A 16,600-nucleotide genomic window follows, 5' to 3' on the forward strand; every position below is an offset into this window, starting at 1 on the left:
GTCGAGGACGGTATGAGTGAGCTTCTGAATCTCAATCCAATCAACGTTTATCAACTTGAAATCCAAACCCTTTTGAGGTCAGATCGCATCCGAAACTCGACCCGTTAACCCATGACACGAGAGACAAAATCGCTATAGGAGGAAGATTATTTATGGTTGTGCGTAGCCATACAGCAAGTTATGCCGCTCCCCCCACCCCTTGGTCAAAAGACTTGGCGGAACCGAGAATTGATAGTAGTGCCTATGTCCACTCCTTCTCGAATCTAATTGGTGATGTCCATATAGGAGCCAATGTATTAGTTGCCCCTGGGACATCTATCCGAGCTGATGAAGGCGCTCCTTTCCATATTGGAGATCATACCAATGTCCAAGATGGTGTGGTTATCCATGGTCTAGAAGAAGGCCGCGTGGTCGGGGATGATGGCAAGAAATATTCCGTTTGGATTGGCAATCATGCTTCGATTACCCATATGGCGCTAGTCCATGGGCCCGCCTACGTGGGAGATAATTGTTTTATTGGTTTCCGCTCTACAGTGTTCAATGCCAGAGTGGGTAATGGATGTATCGTGATGATGCACGCGCTGATTCAAGATGTGGAAATTCCCCCAGGAAAATATGTTCCTTCTGGATCAATTATTACCAATCAACAGCAGGCCGATCGCCTGCCGGATGTGCAAAAAAGTGACGCGGCTTTTGCCAGCCACGTGGTCGGGATTAATGATGCCCTCAGAGCTGGGTATCGGTGTGCCGACAATATCGAGTGTATTACGCCCATTCGCAGTGAATTGGGCAACTCTAGTAATGTTCAAATCCAAAGCAATATGACAACTCTTAATTCAGAAACCGTAACCCAAATTCAACAACTCCTCGCTCAAGGCTATAAAATCGGTGCAGAGTATGCCGATCAGCGTCGTTTCCGTACTGGCTCTTGGAAGAGCTGCTCTGTGATTGATTCGAGTAATGCTAGAGAGGTTTTAGCTGCTGTTGAGTCTTGTATGTCTGCCCATGGGGGTGAGTATGTGCGCCTGATTGGCATCGATACTCAAGCGAAACGACGAGTCCTAGAAACCATTATTCAGAAACCTGGAGACCAACCGGCTGCCCCCAGAGCCAGCGCTTCTGCTCCCTCCAGAGGATCGGAAAGTGGCAATGGTTACGCTGCCAATGGTTCAGGGGTAGGGGCTGATTTGTCCTCGAAAGTTAGACAATTGGTGAATCAAGGATACCGGATTACGACGGAACATGCGGATCAGCGCCGCTTCCGGACTAGCTCTTGGCTGACAGGAACGCCGATTAGTGGAACTAGCCCGACAGCCGTTTTAAGTAGTATTGAAACGGTGTTGAGAGATTATGAGGGCGAATATGTGCGCTTGATTGCGGTCGATCCCAATGCTAAACGGCGGGTTTTAGAGGAAATTATTCAACGACCTGATGGTAGAGTGGCGGCGAGCAGTAATGGGGCATCGAGTGTGGCGAGTCCGGCAGCTCCAGTGGCTCGCAGGAGTAGCAATGGGGGGTCAGTGTCTGGAAAGCTGAGTGCTGAGGCGATCGAACAAGTCCGTGCCCTGTTAGCCCAAGGCTATAAGATTGGGACGGAACATGCAGATCCCCGGCGCTATAAGACGGGATCTTGGAAGAGCTGTACGCCCATTGAATCAAACCGTGAATCGGAAGTGTTCGCGGCTTTGGAAGCTTGCCTAGCTGAACATCAGGGGGAATATGTGCGGATGTTGGGTATCGATCCCAATGCGAAACGGCGGATGGCAGAGTCGGTGATTCAGCGCCCTTGAACTTCTGATGCCATTCCCTCAAGGGAATGTGCAGATGGAAAAAATGGGGGAGGTTTTCCTCCTCCAAGAAGTAGGTATCGGACTGAGGTTCGATTGAATAATGTGCTGCAACGGCGAGGTTCAATATTATTATGGCGGTAATGCCTTGGCAACCTCTTCATAACCAAAAGTCTTGTATTGATGGGGAGGTGAGCATTGATCCTAGCGCGGTGGTGGCTCCGGGGGTGGTGTTGATTGCTAATCCCCAGAGTCGGATTGCGATCGCGGCTGGGGCTTGTATTGGGATGGGAGTGGTACTTCATGCTGATGGGGGAACCTTAAGAGTTGAAGAAGGGGCGATCTTGGGTGCGGGTGTGTTGGTGGTGGGTTCGGGAACCATTGGTGCAAGGGCTTGTGTGGGCCCCGTGTCAACGGTCTTTAATTGTTCGGTGGAGTCAGAACAGGTGGTGGCTCCGGGTTCGCTGTTGGGCAATTGCGGACGTTCGCAAAACAGAGAGCTGAAGGTGGCTCCTAAACCGGTGGAATCGGTAGCGGAAGTTGAGCCTGTACCAGAGGTTACGCCGGAAGAGGACGCATCTCAAATTACAGTAGCTCCCCCTAAATCTAATCCTTCAGCGACTCAATCTTCGATTCATTCGGCGATCGCTCGTAACTTAATTGCTAATCCACCCACGAGCCGTATAAACCCTAATTTAGAGACTCCTAGCTCTAATTCCATGGATACTTCAACAGATAATCTGGGTTCGGAAGCAGTTAACCCCCCAGTTTATGGACATCAGCACCTGCAACGCTTAATGTCTACCTTGTTTCCCCATCGGCAACAATTGGATGTGGGTATCCAGGATTCTCCCATTTCTGAGGATAACGATCAATAAATGCGATCGGGTTCACCCATCGGGCATTTATACTAATAGTAGAGGAGTGCAGGTGACGAATATCCCTCTCAAGTCAAAAGCATGAGTAGATTGAATACTCTCAATGGAAGTGCATTAGGTTTAGTATCAACCCGGAGCTTTCCTGCCGTCATTGCGGTAGCCGATGCCATGATTAAGGCGGCAGAAGTCGTGTTGGTGGGCATTGAAAAAATTGGTAATGGATATTGTACGGCGATCGCCAGAGGTAGAATTGCTGATATTCGATTAGCCGTAGAATATGGCTCCCAAACTGCCCGTGAATTTGGCCCCGATCAACTCGTCAGTAGTAGCGTCATTCCCAGACCCTTACCCAACCTGGAAGTGATCTTTCCCATTAATCCCCAGTTTATGGAAGTAACGGCTTATAACCAAGAAAAGCGCTATAGCCGTCAAGCCATTGGATTACTCGAAACCATCGGCTTTCCCCCCATGGTAGGTGCAGCCGATGCCATGCTCAAATCCGCCAATGTAGAATTAATGTCCTTTGAAACCATCGGTTCTGGACTTTGTACAGCCATTATCCGGGGTTCAGTGGCGGATGTAGCCATGGCTATTGAATCTGGAGTTTATGAGGCTCAACGCATTGGAGAACTCAATGCCATCTACATTATCCCCAGACCTCAAGACGACTTAGAACAAATTTTACCCGTAGCCCGTGCATTAATCGAGGAAAAATCAGAACCCTTAATGTTACCGGTCAAGATTGAGCAGGAAGAAATGGAGCAAGAATTGGTCAAGTTACCCGAACTGGAAAAAGTCCCCCTGAAAATCGACGAACCCTAAAAGTAGAACCCTAAGTTAATTTTCTATCCTGTTATTTTGGATTGATTCGGCAAGGGTTGATCGTTGTTCCTTGCCGCTTTTACCTTGAACCACAATAGAAAAGTATCAAAGTAAAGAAGCAACTGAAAAAAGTCTCAAATTATGGCGATCGCTACATCTAAATAAAAATACGACTTTTCAAGCTAAAGTTAATACCTCAAAAAAATGTGATAAAACTTAATTAAATTTGGGCAGATTTAACGAGAAAATTTGGGCATAATTAACCTGAAATACATTCAGGAACCCTTAAATCCTGGTTGGCGTGCAATTAACCCCCAGACTTATCCCAACTCGTTTATTCATAGAGAAGCTCTAAACTCCATTTTTCTGCCGTTGAGACTCGGTGCATCACTACCACAAACCACCCCATGTTTAGGGATTAGGATAACTTTTCACTCATCACGTTCCAGAAAACAAAGCCTCAGATGAATTGAGTTGAAATCACTCACAACATTAGCACTTTAGGAGCATTAGCCCAATGGCAAATATTACCGCCCCCAATAACAACGATATCCTCCTTTCAGGAACCAATGATAACGACCAAATTACCGGCTTAGGAGGAAAAGATACCCTAGACGGACTAGCCGGAAATGACCTACTCAAAGGGGGATCAAACAACGATCGCCTCCTCGGTGGTGACGGCAACGACACCGGAGAAGGGGAAGACGGCGAAGACTTCATTGATGGAGGAAACGGAGAAGACTCCCTCTTGGGTGGCAACAATAAAGACACTCTTTTAGGCGGAAATGACAAAGACTTTCTCAAAGGAGACGGGGATAATGACTCCCTCGAAGGCGGAAACGAAAACGATACCCTTCTCGGAGGAGACAATGAAGACATTCTCTTTGGGGGTAATGGTGATGACTCCTTAGAAGGAGAAAACGGTAACGACTCCCTCTTTGGCGAAAACGGCAAAGACATGCTCAAAGGGGGTGAAGGCAATGATACCCTAATTGGTGGCAACGGTAAAGATACCCTAATTGGCGGCAATGGCAGCGATTACCTCGATGGCGAGCGCGGCAAAGATTCCCTCGTCGGCGATGCCGATGACTGGATTCAAGGCGACACAGGCAATGATACCTGTATCGGAGGTCAAGGCAAAGATACACTGCAAGGCGGTGACAATGAAGACTCCCTTGAAGGCGGTGAAGATGACGATGAGATTGAAGGGGGCGTTGGCAACGACAAAGTTAAAGGCGATAAAGGCAAAGACAAAATTGATTGCGGTGATGGAGATGATGAGTGTGAAGGGGGCGATGACGATGATGATGTGAAAGGCGGAAAAGGCAAGGACAAGATTAAAGGCGATAAAGGCAAAGACAAAATTGATGGCGGTGACGATGATGATGAGTGTGAAGGGGGCGATGATGAGGATGAGGTAAAAGGGGGTGGCGGTAAAGACAAGATTAAAGGGGGTAAAGGTAAAGACAAAATTGAAGGGGGTGATGATGATGATGAGTGCGACGGTGAAGATGATGATGATGATATAAAAGGTGGCAAAGGCAACGACAAGATCAAAGGGGGTAAAGGTAAAGATAAAATCAATGGAGAAGATGGCACAGACGACATCGATGGCGGTGAAGATGATGACGATATAGACGGCGGTGGCGGCGGCCAAGATACGCTCCTTGGCGGTGCGGGCAATGACAAAATTAAAGGTGGCGTTTACTGCGATGGCGGCGATGGGGATGATGCCCTAGACGGCGGCGGTAGCGGTGATTCTACCCTCATCGGGGGTGCGGGAGTTGATATTGTCTCCTTTGCTTCCGTCAGCGTTGGCCTGAAAATCAAGATTTCCATTTCCATCTCCACGGAAATTACCCTCAATGGATTCTTCAAGAATAAAATTGAAGGATTTGAAGGAGCCATTGGTTCTAAAGGCGATGATGAAATTGAAGGAGATGATAGCAATAACATCCTCGAAGGGGGTGAAGGTAATGACATCCTCAAGGGTGGAAAAGGAGATGATATCCTTGAATGTGGTGCAGGTAATGATGTCCTTGATGGGGGCGAAGGCTTTAACTTTGCCTCTTTTGCCAAAGCTCAATTGAGTGTCGATATTAATCTGTCTACGGAAATCGCTATCTTTGGAACGGCTAAGAATACCTTCAAGAATATGAAGGGATTTGTGGGGTCTAACCAAGATGATGTGATTACTGGTGGTGCGGTTGCAGGCTTAAATTTGAACTTGGGCAAAGGCAATGACAAGTATAAACTGAGCAGCAAAAACATCAAAGGTTCTAAGATCAAGGATGTTGATGGTAAGAATGATCTAGAGTTAGAAGACCTGAAGTTATCTTTAGATGGGGCAACGGATACCACTAAAGTTCTCAAGGATGGCACAAAATTGGTGATTGATGCCAATAGTAATGGCCAAATTGATGCTGAAGATTTGGTGATTGAAGATTACTTTGGTGCAAATGGAGGTGCAGGGGCAGGGGCATTTGCAACGGTGGGTAATCTGAAACAAGAGGACATTGTGCAACAGTTAGCGCCGCCCCCAGTTGCTCCCCCGACTTCTGGTTCTCCGAGTACGAGTACAGGTTCAGGCAGTTCGGAGCCTCAAGCGCCTAGCTCTTCTACTCCTCCATCGAATTCTACCCCAACTCCTCCCAATGTTGATATTTCTATCGTGATTGGCACTGCTGTCAATGATATTCTCACGGGTAGTGCTTTGGCTGAGTTTTTCGCCGGTTTGGGCGGAAATGACCGCATTGATGCTTTAGCTGGAGATGATACGGCTAATGGCAACACGGGTGATGATGAGGTCAAGGGTGGAACCGGAAATGATACTTGTAATGGAGGTCAGAATAATGACTCTGTAAGCGGAGGTGACGGAGATGACAAAGTTTCTGGAGACCTGGGTGATGATATCGTTAATGGCGACACCGGAAATGATAACTGCTTGGGTGGTCAAGGCAATGACAATGTAGATGGAGGTGCTGGAAATGACAGTTCCTGGGGCGGTCAAGGTGATGATGTCATCAATGGTGGTGCTGGTGATGACCTGATTAGTGGCGATATGGGAACCAACCAAGCCATTGGGGGAGCAGGGATTGATACATTCCTGTTCCGAGGTAGTATTGCTGGTCATATTACTTCGATCTTGGATTACCAAGTGGGTGTTGATGTGGTTGGTTTAGCAGGTATTGCCCGCACTGATGTGGGATTGAGTATGGTGGGTAATGATACGGTGATGACTCAACTGAGTACCAGTCTGACGTTAGGTGTGGTGGTTAATTTCAACTTCAATATCCAGCAATTGAGCTTTGCTCAAGTGGATGTGGGATTAACCTAAAATCAGTAGGGGTGGGTTTGAAACCCATTCCTGCACCATGTCTTCTCTCTATGTTAGGGAAATTGACACGATCAATAGTCAATTTCCCTATTTTTGCAGGCCATGGCTTACTATAGACCAGAATGCAACAGTTTTGACTGGGAGTCTCTGTAAGACAAGGAGGTGTAACTATGGTAGCGATTATTGCCGCAGATAACCAAGATACTATTCTTATTGGAACGATAGACAATGATGAAATTTTAGGGAAAGAGGGGAATGATTACCTGTTTGGTTTAGAGGGAAATGATTGTTTAATGGGTGCAGGGGGACGAGATTTACTGAGTGGCAATACGGGCAATGATTCGATTATTGGTGGGGAGGGTAATGATCTTTGCTATGGAGGACAAAATGATGATTGGATTAATGGTAATGATGGGGATGATTTTCTTTATGGAGATTTAGGCAATGATATTCTCTATGGAGAGTTAGGGAATGATTACTTTTTTGGGGGAGTGGGGAACGATACTATTGAGGGTAGAGTGGGAGATGATTTGATTTTAGGTGGAATGGGAGATGATTCGCTCATTGGCGGTGCAGGGAATGATTTTATTTGGGGCGGACAAGACCGTGATATGATTTCTGGGGGGGATGGAAATGATACTCTCAGTGGCGATATTGGTGGCGGGATTTTGTCTGGAGATGCAGGTGCTGATGTTTATATTTTACGCGCTTCTCTAGCAACTGATTCTAGAAGTATTCCTTTGATTGTTGGCTATCAAGAAATGGATAGGATTGGTTTAGCTGGAATTGCTGTGAATGATGTTAGGGTGGTCAGAACGGGCCATGTTGAAGCCAGAATCGATCAAATCAGTACAGGGAGATCGATCGCCTCTATATACGGTATAGACTTCCGTTTGATATCTAATAACCAAGTAGCATTTGTAGAAATGAATGTGGGATTGGCTTAAGAGTGATAAAAAATTGAAATTTGTCGAGAATTTATTTAATCAAATAAAAATCACTTGAATAAATTGGTACAACCTGCCGATCCGCAGTATGAAAATTAGCCAATTGATATCAATTTAACTTAAAAAAATTTTTAAGTTAAAAATCCGTAATCGAAAAAAGGGAAGATGTAGAAATGGGTGGACAGAAGATAAAGTGCTGTCCAGTAGAACAGGACAAGCTAGGTAGAATTCTATGGATATGATTATAAATTCCGAAGAGGAACCGTCGCCCAAAGTTTGCAGAGTTTGAGGGAGTGCGATCGCCTAAAATCCCCTAACTCCTTAAATTCTTGCCATCAGATGGGATCTATCGCAGATCTCGTCCACTACGTGCTGAATTTCTCAAGTTGCAATCGGTGTAATTTATGCTCTTGTTAACCACCCTAGATGACCCAGATCGATCGACTAGAATAAACCCAAAATTAAACTTCTGTGTTGGTCTGGAACAACAAAAAAATATGGTGTGGCAACCGGGACATCAACTCCAAAATGGTCATACGATCGCCGAAAAACTAGGCGAAGGTGGATTTGGGATCACCTATCTCGCTCAAACCCAAACCGGCGAACCTGTAGTGATTAAAACCTTAAACGAAAAGATCCGCCATCAAAAAGACTTCGAGAAATGTCAACAAGACTTTCTCAATGAAGCCTTGTGGATCGCCAAATGCTCCCATCCCCATATTGTCCGGGTTGAAGAGTTGATTCAAGAAGACCACCTTTGGTGCATTGTCCTGGAGTATATCGAAGGAACCAATCTCGGTACTCTAGTGGATAGGGAAGGAGCCTTACCCGAAGCAGAAGCGCTCCACTATATCCAACAAATTGGAGATGCTCTGAATACCATCCATCATCAAGGGTTCTTGCATCGGGATATCAAACCGCTTAATATCCTGCGACGCAAGGGTGAAGCCTCAACCACACTGATCGACTTTGGCATGGCTCGCAAATTTATGCCCAATTTAGTCCAAGGTCATACCGCTTATGTGAGTCGAGGATTTGCCCCCATAGAACAGTATGATTGGCGATCGTTTCGAGGCCCTTACACCGATGTCTATGGGTTAGCCGCTACCCTCTATGCCCTGTTAACGGAAGAAGTGCCAGAGTCGGCAACCAACCGCGATCGCCGCGTGGCTCGCAACCAACCCGATCCACTGATTCCACCGAAACAACTTAATCCGGTAATTAGCGATCGCACCAACACCGCCATCTTAGCAGGCATGGCCCTGGAACCCGAAGACCGGCCCCAGTCCATTCAGCACTGGTTCGATCTATTAGGAATTGCCCTCATTTCTCCCCCTTGGCAAACCCCCACCCCGATCAACGATACCGAGCGTCAATGGAGTTCGGCGGTAGGCATGGACTACAGCCGGTTAGAAGAACTCCTAGCAGCCGGAAACTGGCAAGAAGCCGATCGCCAAACCGAGCAGATTTTGCTCGAAATTAGCGACCGCACCTCCCAAGGCAGCCTCACCGAAGAAGAGGTGAAATACTTGCCCGGTCGAGACTTGCGAACAATTGACCACCTATGGGTGCAATACAGTAACGGTCACTTTGGGTTTAGTGTGCAAAACCGGATTTGGCGCTCTTTAGACAAAAATTATCAAGAATTCGGCGATCGCGTCGGTTGGAGATCGCCCGATCAATCCTGGTTAGCCTACGCTGATCTCACCTTTAATCTTGGCGCTCCCCAGGGCCATCTTCCCACATGGGGAAGACGAGGACGCTTATGGCCCTACCTTGGATCGCGACTCAAACGCTGTGGACTCTAAACATCCCGGCTCCTAACCAACATCTAAAGAATCAGGAGAATCACAACATGGCATTCATTACCACTGAATCCACCCTATCCGTTGAAGCTCTCACCTTTGTCAAAGTCAAATACAAAGCCGAACTGCAAGCTCACTTTGGTCTAGCTGTCTCAGAACTCAGCGATGTTCAAATTGCCGAATTTGCCCTCGACATCTCCGCCACCGTTCTCGGCAAAGCGATTATTTCCGTCGATAGCAAAGGAGAAGGCAGCGTATCGGGCGGTTTAGACAAAGGTCAAATCCTCATTGGAGGCGGAGGCAGCGATAAACTCAGTGGCGGCAAAGGCAGTGATGTCCTCATTGGTGGATCGGGAAAATCTAAAAAATCTGGAGGCGGCTCTGGTTCTGGAGGCGGCTCCGGCAAACTCTCCAAAATTTCCGGCCTATCCGGTGCTGACGGTGACGACGAAATGGATGGTGGAGAAGGCGATGATACCTGCCTCGGTGGAGACGGTAACGACTCCTGCGCTGGAGGTGCAGGCGATGATTCCTGTGTCGGTGGCGATGGCAAAGACACCTTAGATGGTGGCGATGACAAAGACACCCTCGATGGTGGCAAAGATAACGATACCCTCATCGGCGGTAAAGGCGATGACTCCTTACTCGGTGGTGATGGGGATGACTCCTGTATGGGCGATGAAGGTAACGACACCCTCGACGGTGGCAATGGTAAAAATACTCTCGAAGGCGGTGAAGGCGATGACTCCCTCATCGGCGGAAATCAGGATGACACCCTCATAGGTGATGCAGGTAATGACACCTGTGTGGGGGGTGATGGTGAAGACTCCTGCGTGGGAGGCGATGGCAATGACTCTCTAGTGGGTGACAACGGTAAAGATACCCTCGTCGGTGGAGATGGCGACGATACCCTCGTTGGTGGTAACGGCAATGATTGCCTCGTGGGTGGAGAAGGGCCAGATAGTCTCGTTGGCGGTAATGGTAAAGATACCCTCATTGGCGGTGATGTGCTAGATGGTGGAGCTGATGATGATGTCTTAATTTGCGGTAAAGGCACATCTAAAATTAATGGGGGTGCTGGATTTGATCTGGTCAGCTTTATCAATGTAGAGCTGGATGTATCCGTTAATGTGGGATTAGAAATTAATCTCTCTGCTACCGGTTCTACCACCGTTACCGGAAGCCTGGTTGGAGGAGTGCAACTGAATAATCAACTCGAAGGCATTGAAGGCTTTACCGGGTCTAAGGGTAATGACAAGATGACCGGTAGCGAAAATGGCGATGAACTCAATGGAGGAGCCGGTGACGATACCCTTGATGGGGGGGATGGCAACGATACCCTCAGTTGTGGAGAAGGGAATGATAGCTTGGTCGGCGGTAATGGCTTTGACTTCGTGTCCTATGTGGAAGCCTCGGTCGGTGTAGAGATTAACTTACAGACTGGTATCACAGTTGTAGGTCAATTCCAGAATAGCATGGCTGGGTTTGAAGGGGCGATCGGTTCTCAGTTCGATGATGTGATTACTGGCGGTGCAGTGGCAGGATTAAATCTGCAAGCTGGCGGAGGTAGCGATACTTATAAACTCAATGCAACCAATGCTGTCGGAACCACCATCAAAGATAGTGGCGGTAGCGGTGATGTCATTGAGGTGGAAGGGGTTACTCTGTCCTTACCTCCCCAAGGTGAAAATGCACCACCGGCAACGGGAACGAAGGTCTTACGCAATGGTACAGATTTAGTCGTGGATCTGGATAATAATGGCCAGGTTGACCCGGCGAAAGATTTGGTGGTTCAAGACTTCTTCTCCTTTGAAAACAATTCGGGAGGAGCAGGGGTTGTTGAAAAAGTCGCTAATTTAACCAGTGCAGAAATTTTGGCTGCTTTCCCCAACCCCCAACAGTCCGCTCCTGGTTCGGGTACATTTACTGACCCCGTTGCCCCTCCGAGTTCTTCTTCTACAACGACTACGACTAATATTTCTGTTCAAGTCGCGACTGAGTTTAATGTCAGCATCGGTAATGATGTGGTCGTAGGTACAGCCGAAGCCGATACCATCTTTGGTTTAGCTGGTAATGACCAAATTGATGCTGGCGCAGGTGATGATTTTGCCAATGGGAACCAAGGTGAGGATACGGTTAACGGTGATGAAGGAAATGATACCTGCCATGGCGGACAAGAGAATGATGCCGTCAGTGGTGGCGATGGTAATGATGCGGTTTCCGGCGATCGCGGCAATGATAGGGTTTCCGGAGATCGCGGTAATGATATCGTAAATGGAGACGCTGGCCAAGACCAACTCACCGGCGGCGAAGACAGAGACTTCATGGACGGTGGCGCAGACAACGATAACATCTTTGGCGGTCAAGGCAATGACCTGATCAACGGTGGCGATGGCGATGATGTCATCAGTGGTGACTTCGGTAGAGATATCCTCATCGGTGGTGCAGGTAATGATGTCTTTGTTCTTCGCACCGGAACCGCAGCCGCTAACACAGGCGAAGCCGACCTGATTTTAGACTACCGCCAAGGCGACACCATCGGCTTAACCGGTGGCATCACTCCCAATAACCTCACCTTCACCACAGCAAGCGGCAGTACCATTATCGAAGTGAACAATAATGGCGTAACCTCCGTTCTCGGTATCGTTAATGGTGTAACTCCCGAACAGCTCACCTTTAGCACTGCCGATATTCAGGTTAACGTTACCGGTAATGTTTCCGTCATGAGCAGTGTCTTTGTCGGTGGCACTATAGGGGGTCAAGCCTTTGCCGTCGGTGCAACCGCTTTTGCGAGTGTTGACTTTAGTCAGTCCTTTGCTCTGGTGTAGGTTCTCCTTTCTCAGAGTTTCGGCTGTCGCCGACATGAATTAGGTTAGATTAAACCCTAATCCAGTAGGGGTGATTTATGAATTGCCCCTACTTTTGGTTCAGGGTGAAAAGTGCGTTTTATTAGAATAGGTGACCAGGGACTCGAACCCTGAACCAAGAGATTAAGAGTCTCCTGCTCTACCGTTGAGCTAGTCACCTAAATTTTTAGAGTTCTAAGTCATTATTATAGGCGATCGCCCCCAGTCAGGCAACCTTAAGGCAACTCGACGGAAGTCGGTTTAGCAATATGGGGCAATCCCCAGCCCAATTTTTCCCGCAGAATGCGGAAAAACTCCGGAGACTGTAGGCGAATAAACCGAGCCGAATAGGGGGATTTTTCAATCACCACCTCATCTTCAGGAGAGACATAACAGCCTCCATTGCCATCAACCACCATCACTAACCGATTCGGATAGACAGGATAAATAGTTACTCGATCGCTATCATTAAAAACCAGAGCGCGTGAGGCCAAGGAATGGGGACAAATGGGCATCAGTTGAAGCACAGGCACTCCAGGGGTTACCACCGCTCCTCCTGCACTCAGGGAATAGGCAGTAGATCCAGTTGGAGTTGATACAATCACTCCATCAGCGGCCATATCCACTGCGGCATGGTGACCAATTTGGATTTCAAAATGGCACATACTGGTGAGGGGTTCTCGGTGCAGCACCATTTCGTTTAAGCATAGGGCTTCCCACATACTCGGACGTTGGGAATTATCCGTAGTCTTGGGAGAATTCTGAGCATGATCGTTATAGACACGCACGGTTAACATGGTGCGGTCTTCTATGGTGTAATTGTCATTCTCTACCCGATCGATCGCTTCTGAGAGATGATTAATATAAGTTTCCGTCAGAAATCCCATGTGGCCAGTATTGACCGTTAACATAGGAATGCCACAAGGAGCCACTTGTCGAGCCGCAGAAAGAACCGTACCATCCCCACCCAAGACGATCGCCATTTTCATCTGTGAATTAAAGTTAGGGGGAACCAGATGATCGATCGCCGTATGGCATGTGGGACGATCGGGATGGGAATATCCCAAGATTCCCCCTGCACCTGTCGCCAGTTTCACACTCCATCCCCGTTGGATCAGTTGCTGTTCTAGTTCTTCTGCGACTCGGCAGGCGGTTGGTTTAATGTCGTTGTAAATAATCCCAGCTTCGGGCACGCTAATACCAGTATTGAGAAGGTTGTCTAAAGGATTGGTCTAAAGATTGTAATTCAAAGGGGTTAAATCTTGTTCACCCATCTAGGTTTTTTTAGGAACGAGATTTAAACGGGCTTTTGCGTTTTTTGCTTTTTTGCTTCATTTTTTCGCGCTCGTATTCGACTTCTTTCAGTTTCTTCAGAATACGGCTAAAGTATTCCTGCATATAGGAGTCTAAGGTGGTGGTGTCTTTGGGGTCAAGGCCAAACACATTATAGACTTCATCCATGGGGGCGATCAGGGGTTTGCCACTGGCTTGAACTTCAGCAAAGGCGAGGCGATCGCTAATATTCCATGTCCATTGGAAAAATTGCGCCATTCCGCGTACCGCTCGCAACAACCCGATCGGCATTCGGGAAACTCTCGCTTGTCTTCCAGAGAGTCTTTCGCACAGAGCAATTATTTCATCCCCACTCCAAGCTTTTGTCCCCACGAGGGGAAACGTGCGCCCTTCAGTTTCTGGTACACTCAGGGCCCGAACAGCAAATTTGGCGATATCCTGGGTATCCATATAGGCAATGGGTGAGGATTTTCCCATCACCCAAACCCCCTGTTGATCCAGGATGGGGATAGCATACTGGGGAATTAGTCCCTGCATGAAGCCTGCTAATTGGAAAATCGTATATTGAAGATCCGCTTGTTTTAAGAAAAGTTCTGTACAATGCTTGATTTGCATCAAAGGTACTTGGGGATATTGGTCAGCATCCAGAATTGAGAAAAAGATGTAGCGTTCAATACCTGCTTCTTTCACCGCTTGAATGAGAGAAACTTTGGCATCCCAATCTACTTCTTTCATGCTCAGGGAGTCAGTAGGACGGGATGCGGCTGCATCAATAACGGCTGTGACTCCTTCGAGTGCTTTTTTGATACTTTCAGGTTTACATAAATGCCCTGGAACAAGTTCGGCTCCCCGTTCTTTGAGAAATCCCGCTTTTTGGGGATAACGGACTAGACAGCGAACTGAATGGCCTTCTTCTAAGGCCCGGAAGACGATCTGCCTTCCCAGTGTGCCTGTGGCTCCAACGATTAATAAAGTCATTGATTATAATTTACAAAACGTAACTTTTTATAAGAGTCTATCAGAAAACTTCAAGAATCTTGACATTCATTCATAATTTTTCTGGATGGGGGGGGGAGATTGGGGGGCTTATCCTCCAGATCTAATGGAGATGAAGAAGGCGGGGATGCTTCCCCGCCAAGGATGAGAGCGTTACAGCCGCTCGCTGTGAACTTGAGTTAAGCTTCTTCAGATTAGCCTTCGACACTATTCTGAATTTTCAGCAGCAGGAAGCCTAAACCTAGGCCCACCATAATTAAACTGGAAGATAGGAATGCAGCATTAAAGATTTCAGCGCCCATGGTTTAAGTAATATCCTTTAAGGTGAATTGATGGACAGATACAGGCTTAGACTCCAGACCTCTGGGACTAAGCGCCTAGGTTGATTGTAGAACAGTTTTGACCCATGGGGTCATAGGTAATAGGTAATGGGTAATAGGTTGAACCATTTAGCAATTACACTCGGCGATCCGATGGGAATTGGCCCGGAAGTGATTCTCAAAGCTCTGGCCGATCGCCACCTTCAGGAGCAAATTCAGATGACGGTGGTGGGATCTGCATTCATTTTACAGGAAACTTACCGCCGTTTAGTCTCCCAAGGACAACCTTTAGCCGATCCGGATGACCTCTCAATTCTGGATATTCCCCTACCGGATGAGGTATCCAAGGAACTTAGATTAGGAGTGGGGAATGGGGCGAGTGGATGGGCGAGTTTTGCTTATCTACAAGAGGCGATTTCCCAAACCTTAGCGGGTAACTTCCAGGGAATTGTTACCGCCCCGATCGCCAAATCAGCTTGGAGTGCGGCTGGATACCATTATCCAGGACAAACGGAACTTTTAGCAGAAAAATCGGGTACAGAGCAATTTGGGATGCTTTTTGTGGGGCGATCGCCCCATACCCAGTGGCAATTGATCGCCTTGTTAGCAACCACTCACATTCCCCTGGCAAAAGTTCCAGAAATCTTAACACCAACTCTCCTAAGCCAGAAGCTACAATTGTTAGTTAATGTTTTGCGCGACCAGTTTGCACTAGCCCAACCTCGGATTGCGATCGCCGGACTCAATCCTCATAGCGGCGAACAGGGGCAACTCGGTACAGAAGAGATCGACTGGATCGTTCCCTGGCTAGAAGCGTCTCGCCAGCTCTATCCCCATCTCATTTTAGATGGCCCCGTACCACCAGACACCTTATGGGTTAAACCCGCTCAAGCCTGGCATGGTTCCCCCATAGCTGCTCAAACCCATGATGCCTACATCGCACTTTACCATGACCAAGGATTAATTCCTGTCAAAATGATGGCTTTCGATCGAGCAGTCAATACCTCTATTGGTTTACCCTTTGTGCGTACATCACCCGATCATGGCACTGCCTTTGATATTGCAGGCAAAGGACTCGCCCATGCTACCAGCATGAAAGCCGCCATTCAACTGGCAACTGAACTGGTTTACCAGAAAAGTGGGATGGGTTGATGACTTTTGCAAGATATCTTAATATAATTAGAGGCGGTATAGCGCAAAGATAGAAAAAGTTCAGTATTCAGGAATACAGAACTTAAGTTAAAATCTAATGGAGGGCGATCGAACGCCTATCTCCTACCGTTCTCATACACAATCATTCCAAACATCAAGAGGGTGAAAATGCTTCAATCTATTCGTTACTCCTTAAATATGATTCAAGACGAGGCCCGCAGCCTCGTACAAGACGGAGTGATTAGTCGTCAACAACCGATTTATGTTCTTTGTAAATATATTCCCGCCCGTGAATGGGGTTATGTAGAGTGTGAATTAGAAAACGGTAATTTTTTGCTTAGAGACCGGATTGGAGACCTCTTAGGACGCGAAGAATGGGATAATGACTAGATTTCAAAGCCAGACAGGGGATCGACG

12 protein-coding genes and 1 tRNA gene are annotated in these 16,600 nt (G+C 47.5%); 9 read left to right on the forward strand and 4 right to left on the reverse strand.

Annotation, left to right across the window (positions count from 1 at the left end):
* Nucleotides 1-152: 152 nt before the first annotated feature.
* The 7 genes from ccmM (at nt 153) to AC3FZD_RS16455 (ending at nt 12,404) form a co-directional block, all read left to right on the forward strand.
* Nucleotides 153-1,790 (forward strand): beta-carboxysome scaffolding protein CcmM, encoded by a 1,638-nt coding sequence (gene ccmM, locus AC3FZD_RS16425; RefSeq protein ID WP_488737064.1) that lies wholly within the window; start codon nt 153-155, stop codon nt 1,788-1,790.
* 140 nt (nt 1,791-1,930) lie between these two features.
* Nucleotides 1,931-2,665, forward strand: a complete 735-nt coding sequence (ccmN, locus tag AC3FZD_RS16430) for a beta-carboxysome scaffolding protein CcmN (RefSeq protein WP_488737065.1) — start codon at nt 1,931-1,933, stop codon at nt 2,663-2,665.
* An 81-nt stretch (nt 2,666-2,746) separates the two neighbouring features.
* The gene (ccmO, locus tag AC3FZD_RS16435; protein WP_488737066.1) at nt 2,747-3,487 is read left to right on the forward strand and encodes a beta-carboxysome assembly protein CcmO; all 741 of its coding nucleotides are present in this window, start codon (nt 2,747-2,749) and stop codon (nt 3,485-3,487) included.
* A gap of 517 nt (nt 3,488-4,004) precedes the next feature.
* Nucleotides 4,005-6,824: a hypothetical protein gene (locus AC3FZD_RS16440; protein ID WP_488737067.1), complete on the forward strand. Its 2,820-nt coding sequence runs from the start codon at nt 4,005-4,007 to the stop codon at nt 6,822-6,824.
* A gap of 170 nt (nt 6,825-6,994) precedes the next feature.
* Nucleotides 6,995-7,771 carry a calcium-binding protein gene (locus AC3FZD_RS16445; RefSeq protein WP_488737068.1) on the forward strand — a complete coding sequence of 259 codons (777 nt, stop codon included), beginning with the start codon at nt 6,995-6,997 and terminating at the stop codon, nt 7,769-7,771.
* Nucleotides 7,772-8,175: 404 nt separating this feature from the next.
* Entirely contained in the window at nt 8,176-9,579 is a 1,404-nt protein-coding gene (locus tag AC3FZD_RS16450; protein WP_488737069.1) for a GUN4 domain-containing protein, read from the forward strand.
* A 47-nt stretch (nt 9,580-9,626) separates the two neighbouring features.
* Nucleotides 9,627-12,404 carry a hypothetical protein gene (locus tag AC3FZD_RS16455; protein WP_488737070.1) on the forward strand — a complete coding sequence of 926 codons (2,778 nt, stop codon included), beginning with the start codon at nt 9,627-9,629 and terminating at the stop codon, nt 12,402-12,404.
* 127 nt (nt 12,405-12,531) lie between these two features.
* On the opposite strand, the gene AC3FZD_RS16460 is transcribed toward AC3FZD_RS16455, so the two are convergent.
* The 4 genes from AC3FZD_RS16460 to petM form a co-directional block, all read right to left on the reverse strand.
* Nucleotides 12,532-12,603: transfer RNA gene (locus AC3FZD_RS16460), tRNA-Lys, on the reverse strand.
* A 55-nt stretch (nt 12,604-12,658) separates the two neighbouring features.
* Nucleotides 12,659-13,615: an NAD(+) kinase gene (locus AC3FZD_RS16465; protein ID WP_488737071.1), complete on the reverse strand. Its 957-nt coding sequence runs from the start codon at nt 13,613-13,615 to the stop codon at nt 12,659-12,661.
* 91 nt (nt 13,616-13,706) lie between these two features.
* Nucleotides 13,707-14,693, reverse strand: coding sequence for an SDR family oxidoreductase (locus tag AC3FZD_RS16470; protein ID WP_488737072.1), 987 nt, complete (start codon nt 14,691-14,693; stop codon nt 13,707-13,709).
* Nucleotides 14,694-14,905: 212 nt separating this feature from the next.
* A complete protein-coding gene (petM, locus tag AC3FZD_RS16475) occupies nt 14,906-15,013 on the reverse strand; it encodes a cytochrome b6-f complex subunit PetM (RefSeq protein WP_283753656.1) in 108 nt (35 codons plus the stop codon).
* A gap of 126 nt (nt 15,014-15,139) precedes the next feature.
* Here petM and pdxA point away from each other — a divergent pair, with 126 nt between their 5' ends.
* On the forward strand, nt 15,140-16,183 hold the full coding sequence (gene pdxA / locus AC3FZD_RS16480) for a 4-hydroxythreonine-4-phosphate dehydrogenase PdxA (RefSeq protein ID WP_488737073.1): 1,044 nt from the start codon (nt 15,140-15,142) through the stop codon (nt 16,181-16,183).
* A 168-nt stretch (nt 16,184-16,351) separates the two neighbouring features.
* On the forward strand, nt 16,352-16,573 hold the full coding sequence (locus AC3FZD_RS16485; RefSeq protein WP_283753658.1) for a DUF4327 family protein: 222 nt from the start codon (nt 16,352-16,354) through the stop codon (nt 16,571-16,573).
* Nucleotides 16,574-16,600 lie beyond the last annotated feature (27 nt).

This window comes from Roseofilum sp. KMC-1 (genome assembly GCF_057802075.1).

Bases quoted from the DNA above. Each gene is read 5' to 3' on its own strand.
- pdxA (WP_488737073.1), top strand. From the start codon at position 15,140: ATGGGTAATAGGTTGAACCATTTAGCAATTACACTCGGCGATCCGATG.
- ccmO (WP_488737066.1), top strand. From the start codon at position 2,747: ATGAGTAGATTGAATACTCTCAATGGAAGTGCATTAGGTTTAGTATCA.
- AC3FZD_RS16440 (WP_488737067.1), top strand. From the start codon at position 4,005: ATGGCAAATATTACCGCCCCCAATAACAACGATATCCTCCTTTCAGGA.
- ccmN (WP_488737065.1), top strand. From the start codon at position 1,931: ATGCCTTGGCAACCTCTTCATAACCAAAAGTCTTGTATTGATGGGGAG.
- AC3FZD_RS16470 (WP_488737072.1), bottom strand. From the start codon at position 14,693: ATGACTTTATTAATCGTTGGAGCCACAGGCACACTGGGAAGGCAGATC.
- AC3FZD_RS16450 (WP_488737069.1), top strand. From the start codon at position 8,176: ATGCTCTTGTTAACCACCCTAGATGACCCAGATCGATCGACTAGAATA.
- AC3FZD_RS16455 (WP_488737070.1), top strand. From the start codon at position 9,627: ATGGCATTCATTACCACTGAATCCACCCTATCCGTTGAAGCTCTCACC.
- petM (WP_283753656.1), bottom strand. From the start codon at position 15,013: ATGGGCGCTGAAATCTTTAATGCTGCATTCCTATCTTCCAGTTTAATT.
- AC3FZD_RS16445 (WP_488737068.1), top strand. From the start codon at position 6,995: ATGGTAGCGATTATTGCCGCAGATAACCAAGATACTATTCTTATTGGA.
- AC3FZD_RS16485 (WP_283753658.1), top strand. From the start codon at position 16,352: ATGCTTCAATCTATTCGTTACTCCTTAAATATGATTCAAGACGAGGCC.
- ccmM (WP_488737064.1), top strand. From the start codon at position 153: ATGGTTGTGCGTAGCCATACAGCAAGTTATGCCGCTCCCCCCACCCCT.